Here is a 23,797-nt window from a genome sequence, read left to right on the forward strand (position 1 = left end):
ATGGCTGGACCAGTGTTGGAACGTTTTCTCGCCGACGAGGCGGCTACGGCAAGGCTTGGCGAGGACCTTGCCATGGCGTTGCGCGCGGGCGACGCGATCGCGCTGAAAGGCGATCTCGGCGCCGGCAAGTCGACGTTGGCCCGTGCGCTGATCCGTGCGCTTGCCGACAACGCCAATCTCGAAGTGCCGAGCCCGACCTTCACCCTGGTGCAGAGCTACGAGACGCGCGTTCCGGTGCATCATTTCGACCTCTATCGGCTGTCCGCGCCGGACGAGCTCGACGAACTCGGCCTCGATGACGCGCTAAGCCAAGGCGCGGCGCTCATCGAATGGCCGGAACGGGCCGCAGACCGCTTGCCGGAAACGGCGCTGTGGGTCGATCTTGCCGAACAGGGCGAAGGCCGCGCGGCGCGGCTTTCCGGGCAGGGACCGATCTATGATCGCGTGGCGCGATCGCTGGCGATGCGCGATTTTCTGGCCTCTGCCGGATGGGGCGAAGCCAGCCGCCGTCATTTCGTCGGCGACGCCTCCGCCCGCTCCTATGAGATCGTCTCGCTGCCCGGCCAAGCGCCGCGCGTGCTGATGAATTCGCCGCGCCTGGTGCTCGGGCCGCCGGTTCGCGACGGCAAGCCCTATGCGGTGATCGCCCACACGGCGCAATCCGTCGCCGCCTTCGTCGCCATCGACCGGGCGCTCTATGCCGCCGGCGTCAGCGTGCCGGCGATCCATGCCCAGGATCTCGACCAGGGCTTTCTGCTCATCGAGCATCTCGGCTCGGAAGGTTTCCACGGTCGCGACGGCCAGCCCATCGCCAAACGCTACGAGGCGGCGGCCGAGCTGCTGGCCATGATGCATGGCAAGACTTGGCCTACGCGCTTGGAAGCGGCGCCCGGCGTATTTCACGACGTGCCGCCTTTCGACCGGGAAGCCATGCTGATCGAGGCCGACCTTCTGGTCGACTGGTATGTCCCTTGGATTACCGGCGAACCGGCAAACGACGCGTTGCGGGAAGGCTACCACAAGGCATGGAACGCACTTCTCGATCACCTGGCAGGCAGCGAATACACGCTGATGCTGCGCGACTTCCATTCGCCCAACATCATCTGGCGGGCCGAGCGCGCCGGCCTCGACCGGCTGGGCATCGTCGATGTGCAGGACGCGCTGATCGGGCCTGCCGCCTATGACGTCGCTTCCTTGGCCATGGATGCGCGCGTTACCGTCTCGCCCGAGATCGAGCGGCGCACCGTCGCGGCTTATGTCGCGGCGCGGCGCGCCGCCGGCGCTTTCGACGAGGCCGGCTTCGCCGAGGCCTATGCGATCATGGCCGCGCAGCGCAATTCGAAGATCCTCGGCATCTTCGTGCGGCTCGAAAAGCGCGACGGCAAGCCTTACTATCTGAAACACCTGCCGCGCATCCGCGACTATCTGAGGCGGGCGCTGGCGCATCCAGCGCTGGCCGGCCTGAAGGAATTCTACATGGCCCACGGCCTGCTCGAGGAACGGGTCCCATGAAGCCGACGACTGCGATGGTGCTGGCGGCCGGGCTCGGCAAGCGCATGCGGCCGATCACCGACACGATGCCCAAGCCGCTGGTGAAGGTCGCCGGCAAGACCTTGCTCGATTGGGGGCTGGACAGCCTGGAAGCCGCCGGTGTCGCCAAGGCCGTCGTCAACGTGCACTATCTGCCCGAGCAGATCGTCGCGCATGTTGCCCATAGGCGCGCACCGAAGATCGTCATCTCCGACGAGCGCGAGGCGCTGCTGGAATCGGCTGGCGGCATCGTCAAGGCGCTGCCGCTTCTGGGTGGCGAGCCCTTCTACATCATCAATGCCGACACCTTCTGGATCGACAGCGGCCAGCCCAGCCTCGAGCGTCTTGCCCTTGCATGGGACGCCGCGAGAATGGATATTCTGCTGATGCTTACCGATCTTGACTCAGCGACCGGGCATTGCGTCGGCACCGATTTCCTTGTTGCCCCTGATGGAGCCCTACGGCGCTCGAAGGGCGATCCGGCGGGCCTGATCTATGCCGGCGCCGCCATCATCCATCCGCGCATCTTCAAGGACGCGCCCATGGGCTCGCATTCGCTCAATGTCTATTTCGACAAGGCGATCGCCGCAGGGCGCCTGTTCGGCATGAAGATGAACGGACGCTGGATCACCGTCGGCACTCCGGACGCCATTTCGGCGGCCGAGGCAGCCGTGGCCGGTGCCCTAGCGAAGGCGGTATGAGCGGCACGCGCCGCGTCTTTTCCATTCCGCCCGGAGCGCCGTTCCTGCCGACGCTGGCGGGGGCGTTGCTCGACGGGCGCCTGATCCCCGGCTTCCGCTTCGACGGCGACCCGCTGGCGCTCGCCGACGCCACCATCTATGTGCCGACGCGCCGCGCGGCGCGGGCGCTGCGCGGCGCCTTCGTCGACGTTTTAGGAAAACGCTCCGCCATCCTCCCGACGGTGCGGCCGCTCGGCGAGTTCGACGAGGACGAGGCCGCCTTCGACACCGAGGCGGCGCCGGCGATAGACCTCGTGCCGCCGATCGCGGCGCAGGAGCGGTTGCTTTTGCTGGCGCCGCTGGTGCGCGCCTGGAAGGAAAGCCTGCCGGCGCATGTCAGGGCTCGGTTCAACGAGGAATTCGTCGTGCCGGCCTCGGCCGCCGACGCCATCTGGCTGGCGCGCGACCTTGCCCGGCTGATGGATGAGATCGAGACCGAAGGCACGGATTGGGCAAAGCTCGCGACCCTGGTTACCGGCAATCTCGCCGGCTGGTGGCAGGTGACGCTGGATTTCCTCGGCATCGTCACCGACAATTGGCCCGAACTGCTCAAGGAGCGCGACCGCTCCAATCCGGCCGCGCATCGCAGCGCGCTGATCCGGCTCGAAGCAGCGCGGCTGAAGCGCAATCCGCCGGCCGGGCCGGTGATTGCCGCCGGTTCGACCGGCTCCATCCCCGCCACGGCGGAACTGCTTGGCGTGATCGCCGGCCTGCCCAACGGCGCCGTCGTGCTGCCCGGGCTCGACCGCAACCTGGACGACGCGTCCTTCGCGGCGATCACGGCGCCCGGCGCGCGCCCGGCAACGCTCGGCCACCCGCAATACGGCCTCGCCAAGCTGATCGGCGGCATCGGCATTCCGCGCCGCGATGTCGAGGACCTTGTTGCGGCGCCATCGCCGCTCGCGTTGCGCGCGGCCCTGATAGGCGAGGCGCTGCGGCCGGCCGAAACCACCGAATACTGGACCGAGACACGGCCGCGCTTCACGGCACTCGACATCGAACATGCGCTGGCCGGCGTGACGCTGGTGGAAGCGGCGAACGAACGCGACGAGGCGGCGGCAATCGCCATCGCGCTGAAGCGCGCCGTGGAGGCCCCAGGCAAGCGCGCGGCGCTCGTCACCGGTGACCGCGCGCTGGCCCGGCGGGTTTCGGCCGAGCTTTTGCGTTTCGGCGTCGTCGCCGACGATTCCGGCGGCGCGCCTTTAATCAATACACCGGCCGCCAGCCTGCTCAGGCTCGCGCTGAGCGCTGCGTTCCGACCCGGCGACCCCGTAGGCCTGCTTGCCTTGCTCAAGCATCCGCTGCTCGCGCTCGGTCTCGAACGCCAGGCCATGCGCAAGGCTGCCGAGCTCGTCGAGCTGGTGGCGCTGCGCGGCGGCACGGGCCGGCCCGATGTCGCATCGCTCGGCGCGCTGTTCGAGACACGGCTGGCGGAACTGAGCGGCGACACAAGGCAGCCTTTCTGGTTCTCGCGCTTGACCGTGCGCGGCATCGAGCAGGCCCAAGATATGCTTAGCCGCCTTACCAAGTCGCTGTTGCCGCTCACCGCGATGCGCGACGAGAAAGGCGCCGATATTGCGACGCTGACGCGCGCGAGCGTGGTCGCGCTGGAAAGTCTCGGTCGCGCCGTCGACGGCGACCTGGCGGAGCTCTATGCCGGCGATGCGGGCGAGAAACTCGCCGACCTGCTGCGCGGGCTGGTGGCGGCGTCGTCGCCCTTCACCTTCGCCGCTTTGGAGTGGCCCGACGTGATGGAGGCGCTGATCGTGCCGGAGACGGTCAAGCCGGCGCAAGGCACCGATCGCAACATCGCCATCTGGGGCGCGCTGGAGGCTCGGCTGCAGCATGTCGACATGCTGGTCATCGGCGGGCTCAATGAAGGGGTTTGGCCGCGCAAGCCCGAGAGCGACCGCTTCATGTCGCGGCTGATGAAGACCGGCATCGACCTCGAGCCGCCGGAGCGGCGCATCGGCCTTGCCGCGCATGACTTCCAGATGGCGATGGGCACACAAGAGGTCGTGCTGACGCGTTCGGCGCGCTCCGGCGACGCGCCGGCGGTTCCGTCGCGCTGGCTGCAGCGCATCCTGACCTTCCTCGGCAAGGAGCCGGCGTCAGCACTTCGCGGCCGCGGCGACGCGCTGCTTGCCTGGGCGCGCGCGCTCGATGCCGGCGAGAAGAAGGATTTTGCCTCCCGCCCGCAGCCGAAGCCGCCGCTCAGCCTGCGCCCGCAGCATTTCTCGGTCACCGAGATCGAGACGCTGCGCCGCGACCCCTACGCGGTCTATGCGCGGCGCATCCTCGGCCTGATGCCGCTCGAGCCGTTGATCCGCGATCCGGGCGCGGCCGAACGCGGCACTTTGTTCCACGAGATCCTGCATCTGTTCTCGCGGCGGGTCGAGGATCCGAGGGCGCCGAACGCGCTGGCCAGCCTCATTGAATCGGGCCGTACCTGCTTTGCCGACGCAAAGCTTCCGCCTGATATCGAGGCTATCTGGTGGCCGCGTTTCGAAAAGCTCGCCGAAAACATCATCGAATGGGAGCATGGCCGCGCCGATGCGGTCGCGAGGCGCTATGCCGAGGAGCGCGCCGAGAAGACGGTGGTCGGCCGCACCGGCGTGACGCTCTCCGGCTATGCCGACCGCATCGACCTGCTTGCCGGCGGCATGGCCGACATTCTCGACTACAAGACAGGATCCTCGCCCTCGAAAGCGCAGGCGCACACGCTGCTATCGCCACAGCTCGCGCTGGAGGGCGCGTTGCTCAGGCGCGGCGCCTTCAAGGACCTCGGCATCCGCGAACCCTCGCAGCTCGCCTTCGTGCGGCTGAAGCCGAATGGCGAGGTATTCGAGGAATCAATTCTCGACTACAACCGCAAGTTCCGCACCGCCAACGACCTTTCCGAGGAGGCCTGGGCGCGGCTGGAACGGCTGCTCTTCCATTATGCCGACCCGACCACCGGCTATCTGTCGCGCGCCCTGCCATTCCGCGAGGGTGAGGCCGAAGGCGACTACGACCATCTGGCGCGGGTGCTCGAATGGTCGGCCGGCGGCGCCAGCGAGGACGAGGCGGAGGGATGAAATATCCGATCCCCTCCGATACCGCCGCCAGCCAGGCGCGCGCCTCCGATCCCGCCTATTCGGCCTGGGTGTCGGCCAATGCCGGTTCGGGCAAGACGCATGTGCTGGCGCAGCGCGTCATCCGGCTCCTGCTCAACGGCACCGACCCGTCGAAGATCCTGTGCCTCACCTACACGCGGGCTGCCGCCGCCAACATGTCGAACCGCGTGTTCTCGACCCTGTCGGAATGGACGGCGCTGCCCGATGCGGAACTGGCGATCAGGATCGCGGCGCTGGACGGCCGCGGCGCCGACCGCGACCTGATGCGGCGCGCACGCCGGCTGTTTGCCGAGGCGCTCGAGACGCCGGGCGGACTGAAAATCCAGACCATTCATGCCTTCTGCGAATCCGTGCTGCACCAGTTCCCGCTCGAAGCCAATATCCCGGCGCATTTCGAGATGCTCGATCCGCAGATGGAGGCCTCGCTGTTCGCCGATGCCCGCCGCGACATGATCTCCGGCGCAGGCGCCGGCGTCGAAGGGCTGGCGGAAGCCTTTGCCACCGTGCTGGAACGCGGCGGCGAGTTCGGGCTCGATACGCTGCTTGCCGAGATCGTCGGCAAGCGCGACGAACTGCGCGGTTTCATCGCCAAGCTCGGCGAAGATCGGGACTTCCGGCCGCTGTTCGCCGAATTCGGCTTCAGGCCTGGACAGACGGCCGAGGACATCGCTGCTTCGCTGTGGCCGCTGCCTGGCTTTTCGCCTGGCCAGCTCGCTGAATTTACCCGTGCCGCCGAGGCCGCCGACGCCAAGCAGGTGTTGAACAACGTGCTGCCCTATGCGCAGAGCGCCTTTGCCGAGGCCGATCCGATCCGGCGGCTGCGCCTGCTCGCCAAAGCATTCCTGCGTGCGGACGGCGACCCCTACGATCCGCCCAAAATCTTCAGGAAGGCGCTTGTCGACCGCCTGCCCGACCTGCCGGACCGCTATTTCGTGGTGGCGAAGGCAATCCTCGACGTAACCGACCGGCTGGCGCTGTTCCGCATGCTGGAAGGGACAGCGGCAGCGCTCACCGTCGCCGGCTGGCTGATCGCGCGCTATGAGCAGTTGAAGCGCGGGCGGGGTTTCCTCGACTTCAACGACCTCATCACCCGCACGGTCAGTCTCTTGTCGCGACCGGATGCCGGGCCGTGGGTGCAGTTCAAGCTCGACCAAGGCATCGACCATATCCTGCTCGACGAGGCGCAGGATACCAGCCCGGACCAATGGGAAGTGGTGAAGAAGCTGACGGAAGAGTTCTTTGCCGGGCTCGGCCAGCGCGAAGCGGTGCGCCGAACTGTCTTTGCCGTCGGCGACGAGAAGCAGTCGATCTATTCCTTCCAGGGCGCGGCGCCGGATTCCTTTGCCGAAAGCCGGCTGTTGTTTGCCGGCCGCGTGCGCGACGCGAAGGCCGCCTTCGCCAATCTCAAGCTCACCTGGTCGTTCCGGTCGAGCGACGACGTGCTGGCCGCGGTCGACCGCGTCTTTGCTGAGCCTGGCGTCAGGCGCGGCATCAGCCATGATCCAGACCCTTTGAGCCATAAGGCGATCCGCAATGACGCGCCGGGCTATGTCGAGGTGTGGCCTTCGGTCGGCGCCGAGATGATCGAGGAGCCGGACGACTGGACCTTGCCGGTCAACCATGCCAGCGCGCCCGCGGTGCGCGTCGCCGAGCACGTGGCAACGACCATTCAGAACTGGCTGCGCAGCGGCGAGGTCATCGAAGGCAAGGGCAGGAAGCTGACCGCCGGCGACATCCTGGTCCTGGTGCGCAAGCGCGATCGTTTCGTTCATGCGCTGTCGCGCAGCCTCAAGAACCGGCAGATCCCGGTTGCCGGCGCCGACCGGCTGAGCCTGCCCGGCCATATCGCCGTGCAGGACCTGATCGCGCTTGGACATTTCCTGATCCAGCCGGAGGACGACCTTTCCCTGGCCGCGGTGCTGCGCAGCCCGATCTTCGAGGTCTCCGAGGAGACATTGCTGACGCTTGCCGGCCAAAGGCCGAAGGGCCAGTCGCTGATCGCCTCGCTCAGGCAACATGCGGCCGAGGATGTTTCCCTCGCCGCTGTCGTTAGCCGGCTCGACGGCTGGGCAACCGAAGTGGCCTTCAAGCCGGTGTTCGAATTCTACGCCGCGGCACTGGCGCGCGACGGACTGCGCCGCAAGATGACGGCGCGGCTAGGACCCGAAGCCGGCGACATCCTCGACGAATTCCTGAGCTTTTGCCTGGCCGAGGAACGGACCGGCCTGCCGGGGCTGGAATCGTTCCTGTCGACGCTGGAAAATGCCGGTCCCGAGATCAAGCGCGAGATGGACCAGACGCGCGACGAGGTGCGCGTCATGACCGTGCATGCCGCCAAGGGCCTGGAGGCGCCGGTGGTCTTCCTGGTCGATGGCGGCTCGGCGCCGTTCAGCGACCAGCATCTGCCGCGGCTGATGCCGTTCGAGAGCTCGGGCGCGCAATGGAAAGGCAAGGGCTATCTGTGGCGCTCGGCCAGCGATGTCGCCAATGGCGTCTCGAAGGCGGCCTCGGTCCGGGCGCGCGAACTGGCCGACGACGAATACCGGCGGCTGCTCTATGTCGGCATGACGCGTGCCGAGGACCGGCTGGTCGTCTGCGGCTATCACGGCAAGCGGCAGCCCAGCACCGGCACCTGGCATTCGATCGTCAGCCGGGCGTTGCTCGGTGCGCCGGATAGTTCGGAGCGGCGGCATCCGGCGACTGCCGAGGTGGCCGTGCACCGGTTCCACATGACGAAATTGCCGCCGGTGGCGCTGACCAGCGTCGACGGGGCAGGGCCGTTCGAGCACGTAGCGCCGCTGCCTGAAAACCTGTTCCGGCCGCTCCCGCCCTATGAGGAGCTGCCGCGGCCGCTTTCGCCTTCCGGCGCTTCGGCGTTGATCGACGAGGCGAAAGAAGCCGTCCCCGACACGCGCTCGCCGGTGCTCGACGCCGCCGCCGAACCCGGCTTTGCGATCATGCGCGGCCTTGCCCTGCACAAATTGCTGCAGATGCTGCCCGGCATCGCGGAGGAGGAAAGGCGGGGCGCCGCCGAGCGCTACCTGGCGCGCGCCGGCGCGGATTGGCCGGATGGCGAGCGCGACAGGGTGCTGGACGCCGTGCTCTCCATCCTGTCCGACACCCGCTTCGGCGCGCTGTTCTCGCCATCCTCCCGAGCGGAGGTCGCCGCCATGGGCAGCCTCGAGGTGAAGGGCAGGCTGCGCTCGATCTCCGGCAAGATCGACCGGCTGGCGGTCACGCCCGAAAAGGTGTCGATCATCGACTACAAGACCAACCGGCCGGCCCCCAAAGACCTGGCGGAGGTGCCGCCGGCCTATGTGCTGCAGCTTGCGCTCTACCGCGCTCTGCTCCAGCCGCTCTATCCGGGCCGCGAGGTGACGGCGGCGCTGCTGTTCACCGAGGCGCCGCGACTGATCGAGCTGCCCGCCCCCGCCATGGATGACGCCCTTGCCCGACTCACGGCAGCGTGACACAAGAACTGCTTGAACATCGCCGCCACAACCACCACATTTGGTGCAACCCGAATTTTCGAAAGGATTTCAGCATGGCCACCGTCAAGGTCGACAAGGGCAATTTCCAGGCCGATGTGCTCAACGCCAAGGAGCCGGTCGTGGTGGATTTCTGGGCGGAATGGTGCGGCCCGTGCAAGATGATCGCTCCGGCGCTGGAAGACATCGCCAACGAACTCGGCGCGAAGATCAAGGTGGCCAAGCTCAACATCGACGAGAACCCGGAGCTTGCCGCGCAGTACGGCGTGCGCTCGATCCCGACGCTGATGATTTTCAAGGGCGGCGAAGTGGCCGACATGAAAGTGGGCGCCGCGCCGAAGACCGCGCTGTCGCACTGGATCAACGGCAGCCTCGCCTGAGCCAATCTGAAGTTTTCAAGATCCAAGCCCGGCCATCGCGCCGGGCTTTTCTTTGGCGTCATGGCTCGTCGCGCTCTGGCTCTCGCCTGCGGGCACTCCGTGTTCTCTGTTCGCAGGAAAGGGAGAGCTCCATGACCGGAACCGCCAAGGCCATAGTTCACGTCGACAATGAGCGCGTCATCGTCACCGAATACCGCTTCGCGCCGGGCGCCAACACCGGCTGGCACCGCCATGGCCACGACTATGTCGTCGTGCCGCTGATGGACGGCAAGGTGAAGCTGGTGACCAAGGACGGCGAATCCTTCGCCGAGATGAAGCAAGGCGCGCCCTATTTCCGCCGGGAAGGCGTCGAGCACGACGTCATCAATGCCAATGACGGCGAATACGCCTTCATCGAAATCGAGCTGAAGTAGGCCGGCCGTGATTGCCGGCTTGCACGTTTCCTTTCCGGCCTCGTGCGGGATGTCGTGGGTCTAACGCCTGTCCTCGCCTTTGCCGGTTTTGCGGCGGTGGCCGCTTATGTCCAGACCCTGACGGGCTTCGCCTTCGGCCTGGTGATGATGGGCGCGATTGCGCTTGTCGGCTTGCTGCCGCTGCCCGACGCAGCCGCGATGGTCGGCATGCTGACCCTGGTCAATGCCACGCAGATGCTGATCCAAGGCGGCTGGCGCGAGATTGCGCGCCGGGAGCTGCGGCTTATCCTGGTCGCAAGCCTGCCTTCGCTGCTCTTGGGGTATGCCCTGCTGGAATGGCTGGCGGACACACGGGCCGACCTGCTGAAAATCGGACTCGGTCTGGTCATCATGATGTCCAGCCTGCAACTGGCCATCAGGCCTGCCGGCTTGGAAAAACGGTCGTCAGACGCGAGTTTCGTCGGCTTCGGTGTCGTTTCGGGCCTGATGAGTGGGGTGTTTGCGACCGGCGGCCCGCCGCTCGTCTATCATCTCTTCCGGCAGCCCTTCCCGCACGAACGCATTCGCGAAACGCTGGTCGCCGCCTTCGGAGCCGCGCAGGTGGTGCGGATTGCGATCGTCGTGGCAAGCGGCAACCTGCCGACCATGTCGCCTGTCGCGCTCGTCGTCGCCATACCGGCCGTAATGCTGATGACCTATGCGGCACGCCGCTGGCCACCGTCATTGTCGCAAGGGACAATGCGAAAGATCGTCTTTGTTCTGCTTTTCCTGTCAGGGCTCTCGCTGGCGCTTCCTGCCGCGATGCACCTTGCCGTCTAACTTCAACTGCTCATGCGGGCGACGTGTCGCTCCAATTTACCAGTCGGCGACACGGTCGCCGCCGGTGAATTGCGCGCTTTTGGCGGTGTATTCAAACAGCTCGATCTTCACGCCGTTGGGGTCGGCGATCCAGGCTTGGTATGTGTCGTCGCAGGCGAGCTTCTTCGGTGTGACGTCGACACCTTGCGTCCGGATATGGGCGATCGCAGCCTCGATATCTTCCACCTCCAGGCAGAAATGGTTGATCTGGTTCGCCTCGCTGTAGCTGGCCTCGTTCTTTTCAAAGACCTCGACATGGCTGCGGCCGCCGCAATCGAGGTAGAAACCGAAAATCCTGCCGTCGCGCAGGAAATTGAACCTTGTGTCCATGCCAAGCACGTCGCGGTAGAAGGAGCGCGTCACCTCCAGGTCATGCGCGAAGATGCAGATATGGGCGAGCTGCTTTACCTTGATCATGGCCGGTTCCTTTCGGCCCCCGCCGAAATCCGCAATGCCGTCCCGGTTTTGCCTCAGGTCGGCGGCGTGCCGTTTTCGGCCAGCACGGCGCCGGCGAAATAGAGCGAGCCGCCGATCAGGATGCGCGGCGCCGGGCCGTCCCAAGAGTCGCGCAACAGCATCAGCGCATTGGCGACGGAGCTGACCGGCTCGGCCGACAGGCCGGCCTCTTCGGCACGCAAAGCCAGCTCGTCGTTGGGAACGCCGGCGTCGCTGCTGGTCACCGGCACGGTATAGACGTGGCGGGCAAGCCCCTTGAAGGCACTGAAATAGCCGGTCTGGTCCTTGGTGTTGATCATGCCGGAGATCAGGACCAGTGGCCTCGGGTTCTTTTCCTCCTGCTCGGCCAGCGCCTCGGCGATGACGATGCCGGCGCCGGGGTTGTGGCCGCCGTCCAGCCAGATCTCGGCGCCCTTCGGCGCCAGGTCAACCAATTTGCCTTGGGTCAGCTTCTGCATACGTGCCGGCCAGGCGACATGGGTCATCGCCCGCTCGGCGGCGCGGTGGCCGATCTCGAAGCCGGCCGCCTTGACGGCGGCGATCGCAGCCGCGGCATTGGCGTATTGATGGCGCCCCGGCAGGCGCGGCGAAGGCAGGTCCATCAGCCCGTCCCCGTCCTGATAGACCATGCGGCCGTTTTCCTCGAAGGCGAGGAAATCCTGGCCATAGATCACGGTCGGGCAATCCAGCCGCTCGGCCGACTCGATCAGCACCTGAAGCGCGGTGTCGCTTTCCTGGGCGCCGATCACCACCGGGCAGCCGCGCTTCATGATGCCGGCCTTCTCGGCGGCGATCAGCTCGACGCGGTCGCCGAGATAGGCTTCGTGGTCCATCGATATCGGCATGATCACCGAAACCGCCGGCTGCTTGATCACATTGGTGGCGTCGAAGCGGCCGCCGAGGCCGACCTCGATGATCGCCGCCTCCGCCGGATGCTCCGAAAACAGGATGAAAGTGACGGCGGTGAGGATCTCGAAGACGGTGATCTTCTGGCCGCCATTGGCCTCGGCGACACGCGCGATGGCCTCGGCGAAAATATCGTCCTCGACGAGCTTGCCGCCGCCTTCGGCCGCCAGCCGGTAGCGCTCATGCCAGTTCACCAGATGCGGCGAGGTGTGGACGTGGACAAGGTGGCCGGCGGCCTCCAGCAGCGCGCGCGCGAAGGCGGCGCAGGAGCCCTTGCCGTTGGTGCCGGCGATGTGGATGACCGGCGGCAGCCGATCCTGCGGATTGCCGAGGCGCTCGAGAAGCCCCGTGACGCGGTCCAGCGAAAGGTCGAAGCCTTTCGGATGCAGCGTCATCAGATGTTCGATTTCGCGTTCGGCGGAAAGCGTTGTCATGATGGAATCCTAGAGCGGTTCATCATCTCATGGAATGCAGAACCGCTCTCTCTTTTTTGTTGGCGCAATTCCGAACGGAAAACCGTTCCACACTTTTCCTGGAATTGCTTTGGCGGGCGGTTCCCGAACCGGGAATCGGTTCGAACGAGCCGTGCGCAAATCAGAGGCTACAGCACGCAACAGGCGGCGCAACTCGCGGTTCGCGGCGAGCGATGTCGCGCCAAGCCGATATATCGCTTCAGGCTTGCGCGCGCGCCTCGGCATTGACCACCGCCGGCGGCAGGATCTCCGGCTCCAGCGGCTTCTCGGCCTCCGGCATCTTGAGCAGCATCTTCAAGAGACGGGAAATGGTCCGGCGCATCTCGAGGCGCGACACGACCATGTCGACCATGCCGTGTTCCATCAGATACTCCGCGCGCTGGAAACCGTCGGGCAGTTTTTCACGGATGGTCTGCTCGATGACGCGCGGGCCGGCAAAGCCGATCAGCGCCCCGGGCTCGGCGATGTGGACGTCGCCCAGCATGGCGTAGGAGGCGGTGACGCCGCCGGTGGTCGGGTTGGTGAGCACCACGATATAGGGCAGGCCGGCTTCCTTCAGCCGGTCGACGCCGATCGTGGTGCGCGGCAATTGCATCAGCGACAGGATGCCTTCCTGCATGCGGGCGCCGCCGGAAGCGGCGAACAGGATCAGCGGCCGCTTGCGCTGCAGCGCGACCTCGAAAGCATGCACGATGGCTTCGCCGGCGGCCATGCCGAGCGAGCCGCCCATGAAGGCGAAGTCCTGCACGGTGACGATGACCGGCAGCCCGTCAATGGTGCCGGCCCCGTTGAGGATCGCATCCTCGAGGTTGGTCTTGGCCTTGGCCTCCTTCAGGCGGTCGGTGTAGCGCTTCTCGTCGCGGAACTTCAGCGGGTCCTGGACGACCTTCGGGTTTTCCAGCACCTCGTATTTGCCGTCATCGAAGAAATATTTCAGCCGCTCCTTGGCCGAGATCTTCATGTGGTGGCCGGAAGCCGGGATGACGAACTGGTTGGATTCGAGATCCTTGTGGAAGACCATCTCGCCGGTCTCGGGATCCTTGATCCAGAGGTTTTCCGGCATGTCGGTGCGCCGGCCGAGCATCGAATTGATCTTCGGGCGGACGTAGTTGGTGATCCAGTTCATGGCTTCGGCTCCTGTCCTGGAAAGGACTTCAAGCAATTCCAGGGAAAGTCTGTGGGGTTTTCCGGCCGGAATTGCTCAAGAACAAATAGTCGGGCTATTCGGCAGCAGCAAGGCGGGCCGAGCGGACGCCCTGGGCAAGACCGCTGACCAAGGTGGCGACGGCTTCCGCCGGATCGGCTGTTTTGTCGCCCTTGGGGCCGAGCACATTGGCGACCGCATTGACAATCGCGGTGCCGACGACGACGCCGTCGGCATTAGCGCCGATCACACGCGCCTGCTCGGCGGTCTTGACGCCGAAGCCGACGCAGACCGGCAGGTCGGTGTGGCCCTTGATGCGGTTGACAGCCGCGGCCACCTTGCCCGTGTCGGCCAAGGCCGAGCCGGTGATGCCGGTCATCGAGACGTAGTAGACGAAGCCGGAGGTGTTTTCCAAAACCTTGGGCAGGCGCTTGTCGTCGGTGGTCGGCGTCGCCAGGCGGATGAAGTTGAGGCCGGCCTTCAGCGCCGGAATGCACAGCTCCTCGTCCATCTCCGGCGGCAGGTCGACGACGATCAGTCCGTCGATGCCGCTCGCCTTGGCGTCGGTGAGGAAGCGGTCGACGCCATAGATGTAGATCGGATTGTAGTAGCCCATCAGCACGATCGGCGTCTCGTCGTCGCCGGCGCGGAAGTCGGCCGCCAGCTTCAACGTCTTGACCAGGGTCTGACCGCCCTTCAGCGCGCGCAGGCCGGCGGCCTGAATCGCCGGGCCATCGGCCATCGGGTCGGAGAAGGGCATTCCCATCTCGATAATGTCGGCGCCGGCGATCGGCAGCGCCTTCATGATCGACAGCGAGCTGTCGTAATCGGGGTCGCCGCCCATGAAATAGGTGACCAAAGCCGGGCGGCCTTCGGCCTTGAGCTTCGCCATGCGGCGATCGATGCGGGTGGTCATTGTCAGATCTCCATGCCCAGCATGTTCGCCACCGTGTGCACGTCCTTGTCGCCGCGGCCGGACAGATTGACGATGACGATCTGGTCCTTGTCCATTGTGGGCACGATCTTCATCGCATGCGCGATGGCATGCGCCGATTCCAGCGCCGGGATGATGCCTTCGACGCGGGTGGTGAGCTGGAAGGCTTCCAGCGCCTCGTCGTCGAGGATCGGCTCATACTGGACGCGGCCTGAATCACGCAGCCAGGAATGCTCGGGGCCGACGCCGGGATAGTCGAGGCCGGCCGAGATCGAATGGCCGTCGAGGATCTGGCCGTCCGAGTTCTGCAACAGATAGGTACGGTTGCCGTGCAGCACGCCGGGCTTGCCGGCATTCATCGAGGCGCAATGCTCGACGCCGTCGAGGCCGCGCCCACCAGCCTCGATGCCGATGATGCGGACGTCCTTGTCGTCAAGGAAGGGATGGAACAGGCCGATGGCGTTGGACCCGCCGCCGACGGCGGCGATGATCACGTCGGGCAGCCGGCCTTCCTGCTCCAGAATCTGGGCGCGGGCTTCCGTGCCGATCACCGACTGGAAGTCGCGCACCAGCTCCGGATAGGGATGCGGGCCGGCGGCGGTGCCGATCAGGTAATAGGTGTCCTCGACATTGGTGACCCAATCGCGCAGGGCCTCGTTCATGGCATCCTTCAGCGTGCCATGGCCGGCGGTGACCGGCCGCACCTCGGCGCCGAGCAGCTTCATGCGGAAGACATTCGGGCTCTGGCGGGCGACGTCGGTGGCGCCCATGTAGACGACGCAAGGATAGCCGAAGCGCGCCGCGACGGTGGCCGAGGCGACGCCATGCTGGCCGGCGCCCGTCTCGGCGATGATGCGCTTCTTGCCCATGCGCTTGGCAAGCAGAATCTGGCCGAGGCAGTTGTTGATCTTGTGCGAGCCGGTGTGGTTGAGGTCCTCGCGCTTGAAATAGACCTTTGCGCCGCCCCCGGGGCCCTTGGCCGAGGAAACCTCACGAAGATGTTTTGTCAGGCCCTCGGCGAAATAGAGCTTCGACGGCCGCCCGGCATAGTGGGTGGAGAGGTTCTGCAGCTCGGCCTTGAACTCCGGATCGGTCTTGGCCTTGTTCCACTGCTCTTCGAGATCGAGGATCAGCGGCATCAGCGTCTCGGCGACGAAGCGGCCGCCGAAAATGCCGAACATACCCTGCTCGTCGGGTCCGGTGCGGAAGGAATTGGGCATTGCCGGCTTGTTCATCGCCGATCTCCTGATGTGAATTGTATTCAGGCGGCGCGGTCGTCGCGCGCGGCCCTGACGGCCCGGAAAAACTGCTCGATCAGCGCCGGATCCTTGACGCCCGGAGCGCTTTCCACACCGGACGAAACGTCTATTCCGGGCGGGTCGGCCTGTCTCAGGGCATCGCCGATATTGGCGGCGTTGAGCCCTCCGGAAAGCATGTAATCGAGCCCGGCGTCAAGGCCGGCAAGGATGGGCCAGTCGAAGGAAACGCCATTGCCGCCCGGCAATTGCGACCCCTTCGGCGGCTTGGAATCCAGAAGGAAGCGATCGGCGATGCCGATGAAGGGTTTTATGCGGTCGAGATCCGCCGCCTCGCTGATGGGCAGCGCCTTCATCACCGGCAGGCCGTAACGCGCCTTGATCTCGGCCACGCGCTCAGGCGTTTCCGAACCATGCATTTGCAGCATGTCGGGCTGCATTTTCGCGACGATCTCGTCGAGAAAGCCATCATCGGCGTCGACGCTGACGGCTGCCGCCAGGGCCTTGCCGCGCGCCGCCTGACGCAAACGGCCGGCCTCGGCGGGCTCGACATAACGCGGGCTCTTGGCGAAGAAAATAAAGCCGACATGGCTGGCGCCACCGGCAAGCGCGGCGGCCATCGCGGCGTCGGTCTTCAATCCGCAGATCTTGATGTCGAGCGTCATGGCGCGGGCTTGGCACGAAACGGGAAAAGAGTCGAGAAAAAGCATGCTGTTGCCGGTCCGGCGGAAAACACTACCTTCATATAGGAACCACAGGCGGGAGCAGGATAATCATGGCCGACCGGACCGTCGCCGAACTGAAGCAGAAGATCGCGCAGGCGCGCGAGGTGATCGCGCATCTCATGGACAAGGCCGCCTTCAACGGCGCCGAGGCGCATCGGGCTCTGGAATATTTCGGCAGCGATACGTTCGACCGGGATTTTTTGCCGTGGCCGCATACCGAGGAAGGACTGCGGCCGGAAGAGCTGAACGCGGCGAATGATGATTGATGGGCAGTAGTAGGGCGCCACCTCTCCTTCGTCATCCTAGGGCGGAGCGACGCGAAGCGGCGCGCAGACCCTAGGATCCATGCCGTTACATCGGCCCAAGAGTGCAGCGATAGAGAATAAAACGCCTTTCCGGGACGCCTCTCGCCAAAGGCAAAGCAATTTCTGAACCGCTACGGCGTTCGCACGTCACGGCATGGATCCTAGGGTCTGCGCGCGTCGCTTCGCTCCTTGCTTCGCCCTAGGATGACGAAGCTGAGATGGCTCGGCTATCTCCAGCGTTTGCACTAGCAGTGACGGCGTTCTCTGCATTGCCATCCGCTGGAGCTACTCAAACACAATAGCCTGCAGGGCCCCGCCGTTGCGCTTCAGCCAGTCCTTGCAGCGGTCGGTATCCGGGCAGAGTTTTTCGCACAGCTTCCAGAATTTCGGGCCGTGGTTCATCTCCTTGAGATGCGCCACCTCATGCGCCACCAGATAGTTTATCACCGCCGGCGGCGCCATCATGATGCGCCACGAGAAGGAGAGATTGCCCTCCGAGGTGCATGACCCCCAGCGGCTGGAGGTATCCTTGTACCTTATCGCCTTGGCGCGCTTGCCGATCGTTTCGGTGTGCTTGACCACCAGCTTCTCGATCTCCTTCTTGGCCTCGCGCTTGAGATAGTCGGCGATGCGGCGCGGCAAATGGATGCGCTCGCCATGGATGATCAGGAGCGGGCCGCGATCGTCGCGCGCGACGGTGACGGTGCCGCGCCTCGAAGGCTCGTGCACGATGCGGTGAGGCACGCCGCGGATCGGGATGCGGATGCCCGGGCGCACCTGCGGCCTCGTCGGCACCTTGGCCAGCCGCTGCTCCAGCCAGTCCTGATGGCGGTCGAGGAATTTCTCCACCTCGCCGCGGCGCAGGCCGGGCGGCACGGTGACGCGCAGGCCTTGGCCGCCGGAATCGATGCGCAGCGTGAGCCGCCGGGCCCTGGCACTCTCAACGATCTTGAGCGGCAGCGTGCGGCCGGCGACGCAATGCTCGCGCTCGACAACGGGCGTGGGCTTTGGCTTGGTCAGATTGCGAAGGAAGCCGAGGGTCATGGCTGGACGATACGCGATTCGAAAAAAACGGCCAGTGGAGGGAAGCTACATAGAGAACAAAAAAGAAACGGCGCCGCTAAACGCGACGCCGCATATCATACCGAGACGTGTCGCCGGATCTCAGTCGTCGAGCAGGTTGGTACCTTTGCCGCCCTCCGGACCCGCCTTGTCGCTCGAGCCGGGCGAGCTCGGCGCGGTCGACTTGTTGCGGTTGGCCATGAAGCGGTCGAACTCTTCCTGGTCCTTGGCGCGGCGCAGTTCGCGGGCGTACTCGTCGAACTCGGAGAGCATCTCGTCGAGCTTGCGGCGCTCTTCAGCGAGGCGCTCCAGCTCCTTCTCGCGCCAATCGTCGAAGGCGACGTTGCCGGTGCGGGCCGAGCCGTGGCCCCAGCGGGCCGCCTTCTCGGAGCGACGACGGCAACCGGCGAAGATGCCGTCCGTGGCGCGGTTGACGTCGCGCTTGAAGCCTTCCAACCGATCGCCCCAGATGATGTAGGCGAGCATGGCGAAGCCGAGCGGCCAGAACACCATGAAGCCGATGACCATCAGCGCGATGGTGGCCGGCGTCCAGGCCGGACGGATCAATGCACTTGTGTTCATTTTCTCCCAATCCTTCCATTGGAGACAGCCAAACCGGCTGCGTGGAATCGAAATGGGAAGGCGAAATCGGCGATTCAAGACAAACCCCGCCAAAACCGGCGAAGCACCTGAAATGATTATCGCTTTTTGAGTTTCTCCAGGAAAAGCACTGCCATTCCGGCGACCAGCCCCCAAAATGCCGCGCCGACGCCGAAGAGCGTGAGCCCCGAAGCCGTCGCGGCGAAGGTGACGGTGGCCGGCATGCGTTCGGCCTCGTCCTTCAGCGCGATCGACAGCGCGTTGGCCAAGGGCGCTGTCAAGGCGAGCCCTGCGACCAGCACGATCAGGCTTTGCGGAAGGACGGCGAAGATCGCCACCAGCGAGGCGCCGAAGACCGCGAAGATGAGATAGGCGAGCGCGTAGAACGGCCCGGTCTTCCAACGTTCGGCCGGGTCGGGATGGACATCGGGACCGGTGCAGATAGCGGCCGAGATCGCCGCGAGATTGGTGGTCGCGGCGCCGAACGGCGCCGAGAGCAGCGAAAACAGGCCGGTGACGCCGATCAGCGGACCGGGCTCCGGATGGTAGCCCGCTGCGCGCAGCACCGCGAGACCGGAAAGGTTCTGCGAGGCCATGGTGACCAGATAGAGAGGCAGGGCGAGGCCGATGATCGCCGATGCGGTGAATTGCGGCGCAATCAATGTCAATGTCGACAGTTCCGGCGCCGGCAGGCTGCCGACGCGGCCGGTGAGGAAAGCGGCGAGGCCGCCGCCGATCAGCACCACCAGCACCGACAGAGCCGGATTGAACAGGCGGATGACGAAGAAGGCGGCGATCAGCGGCAGGATCAGCCAAGGGTCGGCGGGAATGGCCTTAGCCGCATTGACGGCGAAGCTGACCAGAATGCCTGCCAGCATGCCGGACGCGACCGAGGCCGGGATTTTCGCGATCAGCCTGGTCAACGGCTTGAACAGGCCGGTGGCGACCAGAAGGACGCCGGTGACCATGAAGGCGCCGACGGCCTGCGGCATCGTAAACCCGCTGGAGGCCGCGATCAGCGCCAAGCCGGGCGTCGACCAGGCGGTAATGACCGGCATCTTGGTGCGCCAGGACAACCACAGACACTCAACGACCATGGCCAGGCAGATCGCCGTCACGCCGCTCGCGGTCTCGATCTGCGTGGCGCCGACCGCCTTGGCGGCGGCAATAACCAGGGCCAGCGTACCACCGAAGCCGACGATCGCGGCGACGAAGGCGGATATCGGGATGGAGATGCGCATTATCCGGCCGCCCGCTTGACCATGTCGCCTACGGCCCGCTTGAGCATGTCGAGGTCCTCGGGGCGGGACAGGCGATGGTCGCCGTCCGGGATCAGCGACAGCGTCACATCGTCGGCGGGCAGCATGGATGCGAGCTTCAAGGCATGGCCGGACGGCACGTCCGGATCGGCCAGGCCCTGCAGGATGTGCACCGGGCAATGGGTGTCGATCGGCCCGGTCATCACCCGGTTGGCGCGGCCATCCTCGATCAGCGCGCGCGTGTAGATATAGGGCTCGTCCGAATAATCGGACGGCTCGGCGAAGAAGCCTTTTTCCCTCAGATCCTGCCGCTGCGCGTCGGTCAGCACCGGCTCGATCAGCTCGACGGTGAAATCAGGCGCCGGGGCGAGCAGCACCAGGCCGGCAACCCTCGTGTCGCCCGCCTTGCGCAGTTCCTGCGCCATGCGCAACGCGATCCACGCCCCCATCGAGGAGCCGACCAATACCTGCTTGCCCTTGCTGAACCGGCGAAAGACGGCGAGGCTCTCGGCCAACCACTTCGAGATCGTGCCGTCGGCGAATTCGCCGCCCGACTCGCCATGGCCAGAATAGTCGTGGCGCAGACAGGCGTGGCCTTCGCTCGCAGCCCAGGCGGCAAGCGTCTGCGCCTTCGTGCCCTGCATGTCGGACTTGTAGCCGCCGAGCCAGACCACGCCCGGCGCCGCGCCCGGCATCTGCCTGACGGCGATGCCCGACCCGTCCACATCGATGAAAACCGGAGCGCTGGCGGCCATGAGCTTGTCCTTCCCGCCGGTCTTTTGGCACAGGCGGTGGTTCAACGAAAAGTGCTCGCGGCGTTTCTTTGCTTGGTGCAGACAATTACCAGGCAGCAGGTGATTTTGCGGCGCGGCTATGCTATTGACTCACGCCCCGCGCTTCCCACATAGGCGCGTCCACCTACTTTTGTCTAAAGAACCCAGAACGAAACGGCCGAGGAGACCACGACCATTCGCAGACCTTTCAAAGCAGCGGCACCCACCAAGGACGGGCCGCGCTCCAACCGAGATATCCGGGTGCCCCGGGTCCAGCTTATCGACGCCGACGGCCAGAACCGAGGCGATGTTTCCATCAACGACGCGTTGCTGCTGGCCGAAGAGGCCGGGCTCGATCTCGTCGAGATATCGCCCAATGCAGTGCCGCCCGTCGTCAAGATCCTCGATCTCGGCAAGCTGAAATACGCCAACCAGAAGAAGGCGGCCGAAGCGCGCAAGAACCAGAAGGTCATCGAGATCAAGGAGATCAAGATGCGCCCGAACATCGACAGCCATGACTACGAGACCAAGATGAAGGCCGTGCGGCGCTTCTTCGAGGAAGGCGACAAGGTCAAGCTGACGCTGCGCTTCCGCGGCCGCGAGATGGCGCATATGGAACTCGGCATGCAGCTTCTGAACAAGGTGCGCGAGGAAGTTGCGACGATCGCCAAGGTCGAGGCGGAGCCGAAGCTCGAAGGCCGCCAGATGATGATGGTTCTGGCGCCGCGCTGACCAGGGATGGCGCGGCCGCCAAAGCGTCGCGTCCATCACGGTTTCGAGAGTTGCCGGGCTCTTTGTATCCCGCTCTAAAATCCGCCCGAATTGCCGGGCACGGCGTCCCGACGATCGGCGGGGCGCCTGTTTTCAGCCCGATCGCCAGCCACCTCGACGATCCCTTCGCGATCGCGAGCAATCGACGATCGGCTTTTGCCGATCGCGAACCAATCGACGATCGGATGGGTCATGGTCGATGAAGTGAAGGTCTCAGCCGACAACCAGACTGAGGGGTTGGGCGGCTACCAGCACATGCGGCGGATCGTGCTGGCGGTGCTGATCGTGGTGCTGTTCTGCGCGCTTCTGTTCGGCCAGTCTTCCTTTCCGCCGGACACGTCCGTGCACGAGTCGATCGAGATGTTCGGCGTGCTTTTGATCTTTCTCGGCATTGTCGGGCGGCTGTGGTCGACGCTTTATATCGGCGGGCGCAAATCGGCCGAGGTGGTCACCGGCGGTCCCTATTCGATCACCCGCAACCCGCTCTATTTGTTTTCGACCCTGGCTGCCGCCGGGGTCGGGGCGCAGATCGGCTCGTTCAGCGGCATCATCCTGTTCTCGCTGCTCTGCGCCGGCGCCTTCCACATCGTCATCCTGCGCGAGGAGCGTTACCTGAAGGAACTGCTCGGCGCGCCCTACCAGGCCTATCTGGCCAAAGTGCCGCGGTTCTTCCCGAACCTTGCGCTCTACCAGGAAGGCGATACCGGCAGCTTCAGGCCGCGCCTGCTCTTGAACACGCTGCTCGACGGCCTGGTGTTCCTGGTGGCGCTGCCCGCCTTTGAGCTGATCGACGGCATGCAGCAGTCGGGCATGCTGCCGGTGTGGTTCACGCTACCTTAGGGTGCTGACAGCCCAAGCACCCTCGAAACCCCGGCTCGCGAAAGCAGACAAATTAATAGTCTGGCTACGGGGGCAGTGTAGGGATAATCGCTGCTAACAAAGGCGGCGAGGCGTGTAGTGACGAGCGCGAGGCTTGGCATTTCGGCATATAGGGATGTCTTTCGACTTGCGCGGCCCTTGCTGCGGGGCATCATCCTTATCTTCGCACTGTCACTAGTCTCGTGCGGCTTCTTTGCCGACGTCTGGGAATGGAACCAGAAGTTGACGGTCGAGGTATTCGTGGACGGTAAGGTCGTTTCCGGGTCGGCGGTGACGCACGTCTGGTGGCAGGAGGCCAACGCGTTTGACGTCTATCCATCGGGCTACAAAGGCGAAGCGACGGTCGTCGACCTCGGACCGAAAGGCAAGCTCTTCGCGTTGATCGGTGAAGAGACCAAATACATTGCTCAATACGCACTCCATGCGGAATTGGGCTACAGTCGCGCTGACTACGAAGGGCTGTTGCCAGCGATCGTGCGGTTTCGCGGCACGAGGGACGTGCCGCATGACCGTTATCCGCTCCTTGTCACCTTCACCGATCCAAACGATCCGAAGACTGTGCGCAAAGTCGATCCGGACTATCTTGCAGGAGCCTTTGGTTCCGGCGTTTCGTTGAAACGCATCACGCTAGAAATTACCGATGACAAAATAACGGAAAACGTTGGCGATCAGCTGCTCTCATGGTGGTCGCTTTACGAGAATCGCCAACTCGATGGGGAGAGATACACAATGAGCAACCGTGTATCTCGGTTTGCAAACTCCCTAAATCGCTTGAATTTTAAAAAGGGGTAACGCGCACTGCGGCCAAAGCGCGTCGCATGGCTTGGGGTGTGTCGGGTGTTGCGCTCGCTCCATCTTTGATCTATAGGACCGCCGTTCCAAGAAAACCGCCCGGCAGGGCATGCCGTGGCGGTTTCATTTGCTTTTCGGGCTTTGGTCGGCCCGAAGCGAGACAAGAAGCGCGATGGTGCGCCACCAATACGGAGTAGCAAAATGCCCAAGATGAAGACCAAATCGGCCGCCAAGAAGCGGTTCAAGATTACTGCCACCGGCAAGGTGCTGTCGGCTGCCGCCGGCAAGCGCCACGGCATGATCAAGCGTTCCAACAAGTTCATTCGCGATGCCCGCGGCACGATGGTTCTGGCTGAACCGGACGGCAAGAAGGTCATCAAGAATTTTCTGCCGAACGGCCTCTAATCCCTCGGCTTGGAACCACTTTTGTTTTTACGCAATTCCGAACGGAAAACCGCTGAACACTTTTCCTGGAATTGCTTTTAAGGAGATCATGACATGGCACGCGTAAAGAGAGGCGTTACCGCCCACGCCAAGCACAAGAAGGTTTTGAAGGCCGCCAAGGGTTTCTACGGCCGCCGCAAGAACACCATCCGCATTGCCAAGCAGGCGGTGGAGAAGTCGCTGCAATACGCCTACCGCGACCGCAAGAACCGCAAGCGCTCGTTCCGCGCGCTGTGGATCCAGCGCATCAACGCCGCGACCCACGAGCATGGCCTGACCTATGGCCGTTTCATCGACGGCCTCAACAAGGCCGGCATCGAAATCGATCGCAAGGTCCTTTCGGACATGGCTATCCACGAGCCGCAGGCTTTCGCCGCGCTGGTCGCCAAGGCCAAGGTCGCGCTCGAATATTTGAAGAACACCACGCCGAATGCTTTTGAGAGCGCTGTCGCCTAAGCCAGCGCTTCCCAAGCATACGCAATTCTGATTTGGG

The 23,797-nt window shown here is 64.7% G+C and carries 24 protein-coding genes; 13 read left to right on the forward strand and 11 right to left on the reverse strand.

Annotation, left to right across the window (positions count from 1 at the left end):
• The 7 genes from tsaE to LB529_RS07950 all read left to right on the forward strand — a co-directional run bounded on the left by tsaE (position 1) and on the right by LB529_RS07950 (position 10,486).
• The gene (tsaE, locus tag LB529_RS07920) at positions 1–1,512 is read left to right on the forward strand and encodes a tRNA (adenosine(37)-N6)-threonylcarbamoyltransferase complex ATPase subunit type 1 TsaE (RefSeq protein ID WP_224710746.1); all 1,512 of its coding nucleotides are present in this window, start codon (positions 1–3) and stop codon (positions 1,510–1,512) included.
• Positions 1,509–2,231, forward strand: a complete 723-nt coding sequence (locus LB529_RS07925; RefSeq protein ID WP_224710747.1) for a nucleotidyltransferase family protein — start codon at positions 1,509–1,511, stop codon at positions 2,229–2,231. The genes tsaE and LB529_RS07925 overlap by 4 nt, the downstream gene beginning before the upstream one ends.
• Positions 2,228–5,347: a double-strand break repair protein AddB gene (gene addB, locus LB529_RS07930; protein ID WP_224710748.1), complete on the forward strand. Its 3,120-nt coding sequence runs from the start codon at positions 2,228–2,230 to the stop codon at positions 5,345–5,347. The genes LB529_RS07925 and addB overlap by 4 nt, the downstream gene beginning before the upstream one ends.
• Entirely contained in the window at positions 5,344–8,856 is a 3,513-nt protein-coding gene (addA, locus tag LB529_RS07935; protein ID WP_224710749.1) for a double-strand break repair helicase AddA, read from the forward strand. The genes addB and addA overlap by 4 nt, the downstream gene beginning before the upstream one ends.
• A gap of 74 nt (positions 8,857–8,930) precedes the next feature.
• Positions 8,931–9,254 carry a thioredoxin gene (gene trxA, locus LB529_RS07940; RefSeq protein ID WP_095767992.1) on the forward strand — a complete coding sequence of 108 codons (324 nt, stop codon included), beginning with the start codon at positions 8,931–8,933 and terminating at the stop codon, positions 9,252–9,254.
• Between the two features lie 131 nt (positions 9,255–9,385).
• On the forward strand, positions 9,386–9,667 hold the full coding sequence (locus LB529_RS07945) for a cupin domain-containing protein (protein WP_140546375.1): 282 nt from the start codon (positions 9,386–9,388) through the stop codon (positions 9,665–9,667).
• Positions 9,668–9,721: 54 nt separating this feature from the next.
• Complete coding sequence (locus LB529_RS07950; protein WP_224710750.1) at positions 9,722–10,486, forward strand: TSUP family transporter; 765 nt, start codon at positions 9,722–9,724, stop codon at positions 10,484–10,486.
• A 36-nt stretch (positions 10,487–10,522) separates the two neighbouring features.
• On the opposite strand, the gene LB529_RS07955 is transcribed toward LB529_RS07950, so the two are convergent.
• The 6 genes from LB529_RS07955 to LB529_RS07980 all read right to left on the reverse strand — a co-directional run bounded on the left by LB529_RS07955 (position 10,523) and on the right by LB529_RS07980 (position 16,359).
• Positions 10,523–10,942: a VOC family protein gene (locus LB529_RS07955; RefSeq protein ID WP_224710751.1), complete on the reverse strand. Its 420-nt coding sequence runs from the start codon at positions 10,940–10,942 to the stop codon at positions 10,523–10,525.
• A 53-nt stretch (positions 10,943–10,995) separates the two neighbouring features.
• Positions 10,996–12,321 carry a bifunctional folylpolyglutamate synthase/dihydrofolate synthase gene (locus tag LB529_RS07960; protein WP_224710752.1) on the reverse strand — a complete coding sequence of 442 codons (1,326 nt, stop codon included), beginning with the start codon at positions 12,319–12,321 and terminating at the stop codon, positions 10,996–10,998.
• 238 nt (positions 12,322–12,559) lie between these two features.
• A complete protein-coding gene (gene accD, locus LB529_RS07965) occupies positions 12,560–13,486 on the reverse strand; it encodes an acetyl-CoA carboxylase, carboxyltransferase subunit beta (protein WP_140843501.1) in 927 nt (308 codons plus the stop codon).
• 94 nt (positions 13,487–13,580) lie between these two features.
• Positions 13,581–14,420, reverse strand: coding sequence for a tryptophan synthase subunit alpha (trpA, locus tag LB529_RS07970; protein WP_224710753.1), 840 nt, complete (start codon positions 14,418–14,420; stop codon positions 13,581–13,583).
• Positions 14,421–14,422: 2 nt separating this feature from the next.
• Positions 14,423–15,673, reverse strand: a complete 1,251-nt coding sequence (gene trpB, locus LB529_RS07975) for a tryptophan synthase subunit beta (protein WP_224710754.1) — start codon at positions 15,671–15,673, stop codon at positions 14,423–14,425.
• A gap of 26 nt (positions 15,674–15,699) precedes the next feature.
• A complete protein-coding gene (locus tag LB529_RS07980; RefSeq protein WP_224708688.1) occupies positions 15,700–16,359 on the reverse strand; it encodes a phosphoribosylanthranilate isomerase in 660 nt (219 codons plus the stop codon).
• A gap of 110 nt (positions 16,360–16,469) precedes the next feature.
• Here LB529_RS07980 and LB529_RS07985 point away from each other — a divergent pair, with 110 nt between their 5' ends.
• Positions 16,470–16,685, forward strand: a complete 216-nt coding sequence (locus tag LB529_RS07985) for a hypothetical protein (protein WP_224526008.1) — start codon at positions 16,470–16,472, stop codon at positions 16,683–16,685.
• Between the two features lie 324 nt (positions 16,686–17,009).
• On the opposite strand, the gene LB529_RS07990 is transcribed toward LB529_RS07985, so the two are convergent.
• The 4 genes from LB529_RS07990 to LB529_RS08005 form a co-directional block, all read right to left on the reverse strand.
• The gene (locus tag LB529_RS07990) at positions 17,010–17,768 is read right to left on the reverse strand and encodes a M48 family metallopeptidase (protein WP_140843495.1); all 759 of its coding nucleotides are present in this window, start codon (positions 17,766–17,768) and stop codon (positions 17,010–17,012) included.
• 120 nt (positions 17,769–17,888) lie between these two features.
• Positions 17,889–18,368, reverse strand: a complete 480-nt coding sequence (locus LB529_RS07995) for a DUF2852 domain-containing protein (RefSeq protein WP_224526012.1) — start codon at positions 18,366–18,368, stop codon at positions 17,889–17,891.
• A gap of 116 nt (positions 18,369–18,484) precedes the next feature.
• Positions 18,485–19,627 carry a benzoate/H(+) symporter BenE family transporter gene (locus tag LB529_RS08000; RefSeq protein WP_224710755.1) on the reverse strand — a complete coding sequence of 381 codons (1,143 nt, stop codon included), beginning with the start codon at positions 19,625–19,627 and terminating at the stop codon, positions 18,485–18,487.
• Positions 19,627–20,400 (reverse strand): alpha/beta hydrolase, encoded by a 774-nt coding sequence (locus LB529_RS08005; RefSeq protein WP_095768198.1) that lies wholly within the window; start codon positions 20,398–20,400, stop codon positions 19,627–19,629. Before LB529_RS08005 ends, LB529_RS08000 begins: the two co-directional genes overlap by 1 nt.
• 213 nt (positions 20,401–20,613) lie before the next feature.
• Between LB529_RS08005 and infC the strand changes: the two genes are divergently transcribed.
• A complete protein-coding gene (gene infC / locus LB529_RS08010) occupies positions 20,614–21,150 on the forward strand; it encodes a translation initiation factor IF-3 (protein WP_095767981.1) in 537 nt (178 codons plus the stop codon).
• A gap of 74 nt (positions 21,151–21,224) precedes the next feature.
• Here the strand turns inward: infC and LB529_RS08015 are convergent, their stop codons facing one another.
• Positions 21,225–21,383 carry a hypothetical protein gene (locus LB529_RS08015; protein ID WP_176477052.1) on the reverse strand — a complete coding sequence of 53 codons (159 nt, stop codon included), beginning with the start codon at positions 21,381–21,383 and terminating at the stop codon, positions 21,225–21,227.
• Here LB529_RS08015 and LB529_RS08020 point away from each other — a divergent pair.
• The 4 genes from LB529_RS08020 to rplT all read left to right on the forward strand — a co-directional run bounded on the left by LB529_RS08020 (position 21,382) and on the right by rplT (position 23,760).
• Complete coding sequence (locus tag LB529_RS08020) at positions 21,382–22,029, forward strand: methyltransferase family protein (protein WP_140843487.1); 648 nt, start codon at positions 21,382–21,384, stop codon at positions 22,027–22,029. The genes LB529_RS08015 and LB529_RS08020 overlap by 2 nt on opposite strands.
• A gap of 177 nt (positions 22,030–22,206) precedes the next feature.
• Positions 22,207–22,860, forward strand: coding sequence for a hypothetical protein (locus LB529_RS08025; RefSeq protein ID WP_140843485.1), 654 nt, complete (start codon positions 22,207–22,209; stop codon positions 22,858–22,860).
• Between the two features lie 201 nt (positions 22,861–23,061).
• On the forward strand, positions 23,062–23,265 hold the full coding sequence (gene rpmI, locus LB529_RS08030) for a 50S ribosomal protein L35 (protein WP_027166935.1): 204 nt from the start codon (positions 23,062–23,064) through the stop codon (positions 23,263–23,265).
• Positions 23,266–23,358: 93 nt separating this feature from the next.
• Positions 23,359–23,760 (forward strand): 50S ribosomal protein L20, encoded by a 402-nt coding sequence (gene rplT / locus LB529_RS08035; protein ID WP_042637600.1) that lies wholly within the window; start codon positions 23,359–23,361, stop codon positions 23,758–23,760.
• The last annotated feature ends 37 nt before the right edge of the window (positions 23,761–23,797 follow it).

Source organism: Mesorhizobium sp. CA5 (assembly GCF_020165105.1).
Lineage (GTDB): Bacteria > Pseudomonadota > Alphaproteobacteria > Rhizobiales > Rhizobiaceae > Mesorhizobium.

Bases quoted from the DNA above. Each gene is read 5' to 3' on its own strand.
- tsaE (WP_224710746.1), top strand. From the start codon at position 1: ATGGCTGGACCAGTGTTGGAACGTTTTCTCGCCGACGAGGCGGCTACG.
- LB529_RS07925 (WP_224710747.1), top strand. From the start codon at position 1,509: ATGAAGCCGACGACTGCGATGGTGCTGGCGGCCGGGCTCGGCAAGCGC.
- addB (WP_224710748.1), top strand. From the start codon at position 2,228: ATGAGCGGCACGCGCCGCGTCTTTTCCATTCCGCCCGGAGCGCCGTTC.
- addA (WP_224710749.1), top strand. From the start codon at position 5,344: ATGAAATATCCGATCCCCTCCGATACCGCCGCCAGCCAGGCGCGCGCC.
- trxA (WP_095767992.1), top strand. From the start codon at position 8,931: ATGGCCACCGTCAAGGTCGACAAGGGCAATTTCCAGGCCGATGTGCTC.
- LB529_RS07945 (WP_140546375.1), top strand. From the start codon at position 9,386: ATGACCGGAACCGCCAAGGCCATAGTTCACGTCGACAATGAGCGCGTC.
- LB529_RS07955 (WP_224710751.1), bottom strand. From the start codon at position 10,942: ATGATCAAGGTAAAGCAGCTCGCCCATATCTGCATCTTCGCGCATGAC.
- LB529_RS07960 (WP_224710752.1), bottom strand. From the start codon at position 12,321: ATGACAACGCTTTCCGCCGAACGCGAAATCGAACATCTGATGACGCTG.
- accD (WP_140843501.1), bottom strand. From the start codon at position 13,486: ATGAACTGGATCACCAACTACGTCCGCCCGAAGATCAATTCGATGCTC.
- trpA (WP_224710753.1), bottom strand. From the start codon at position 14,420: ATGACCACCCGCATCGATCGCCGCATGGCGAAGCTCAAGGCCGAAGGC.
- trpB (WP_224710754.1), bottom strand. From the start codon at position 15,673: ATGAACAAGCCGGCAATGCCCAATTCCTTCCGCACCGGACCCGACGAG.
- LB529_RS07980 (WP_224708688.1), bottom strand. From the start codon at position 16,359: ATGACGCTCGACATCAAGATCTGCGGATTGAAGACCGACGCCGCGATG.
- LB529_RS07985 (WP_224526008.1), top strand. From the start codon at position 16,470: ATGGCCGACCGGACCGTCGCCGAACTGAAGCAGAAGATCGCGCAGGCG.
- LB529_RS07990 (WP_140843495.1), bottom strand. From the start codon at position 17,768: ATGACCCTCGGCTTCCTTCGCAATCTGACCAAGCCAAAGCCCACGCCC.
- LB529_RS07995 (WP_224526012.1), bottom strand. From the start codon at position 18,368: ATGAACACAAGTGCATTGATCCGTCCGGCCTGGACGCCGGCCACCATC.
- LB529_RS08000 (WP_224710755.1), bottom strand. From the start codon at position 19,627: ATGCGCATCTCCATCCCGATATCCGCCTTCGTCGCCGCGATCGTCGGC.
- LB529_RS08005 (WP_095768198.1), bottom strand. From the start codon at position 20,400: ATGGCCGCCAGCGCTCCGGTTTTCATCGATGTGGACGGGTCGGGCATC.
- LB529_RS08020 (WP_140843487.1), top strand. From the start codon at position 21,382: ATGGTCGATGAAGTGAAGGTCTCAGCCGACAACCAGACTGAGGGGTTG.
- LB529_RS08015 (WP_176477052.1), bottom strand. From the start codon at position 21,383: ATGACCCATCCGATCGTCGATTGGTTCGCGATCGGCAAAAGCCGATCG.
- rpmI (WP_027166935.1), top strand. From the start codon at position 23,062: ATGCCCAAGATGAAGACCAAATCGGCCGCCAAGAAGCGGTTCAAGATT.
- rplT (WP_042637600.1), top strand. From the start codon at position 23,359: ATGGCACGCGTAAAGAGAGGCGTTACCGCCCACGCCAAGCACAAGAAG.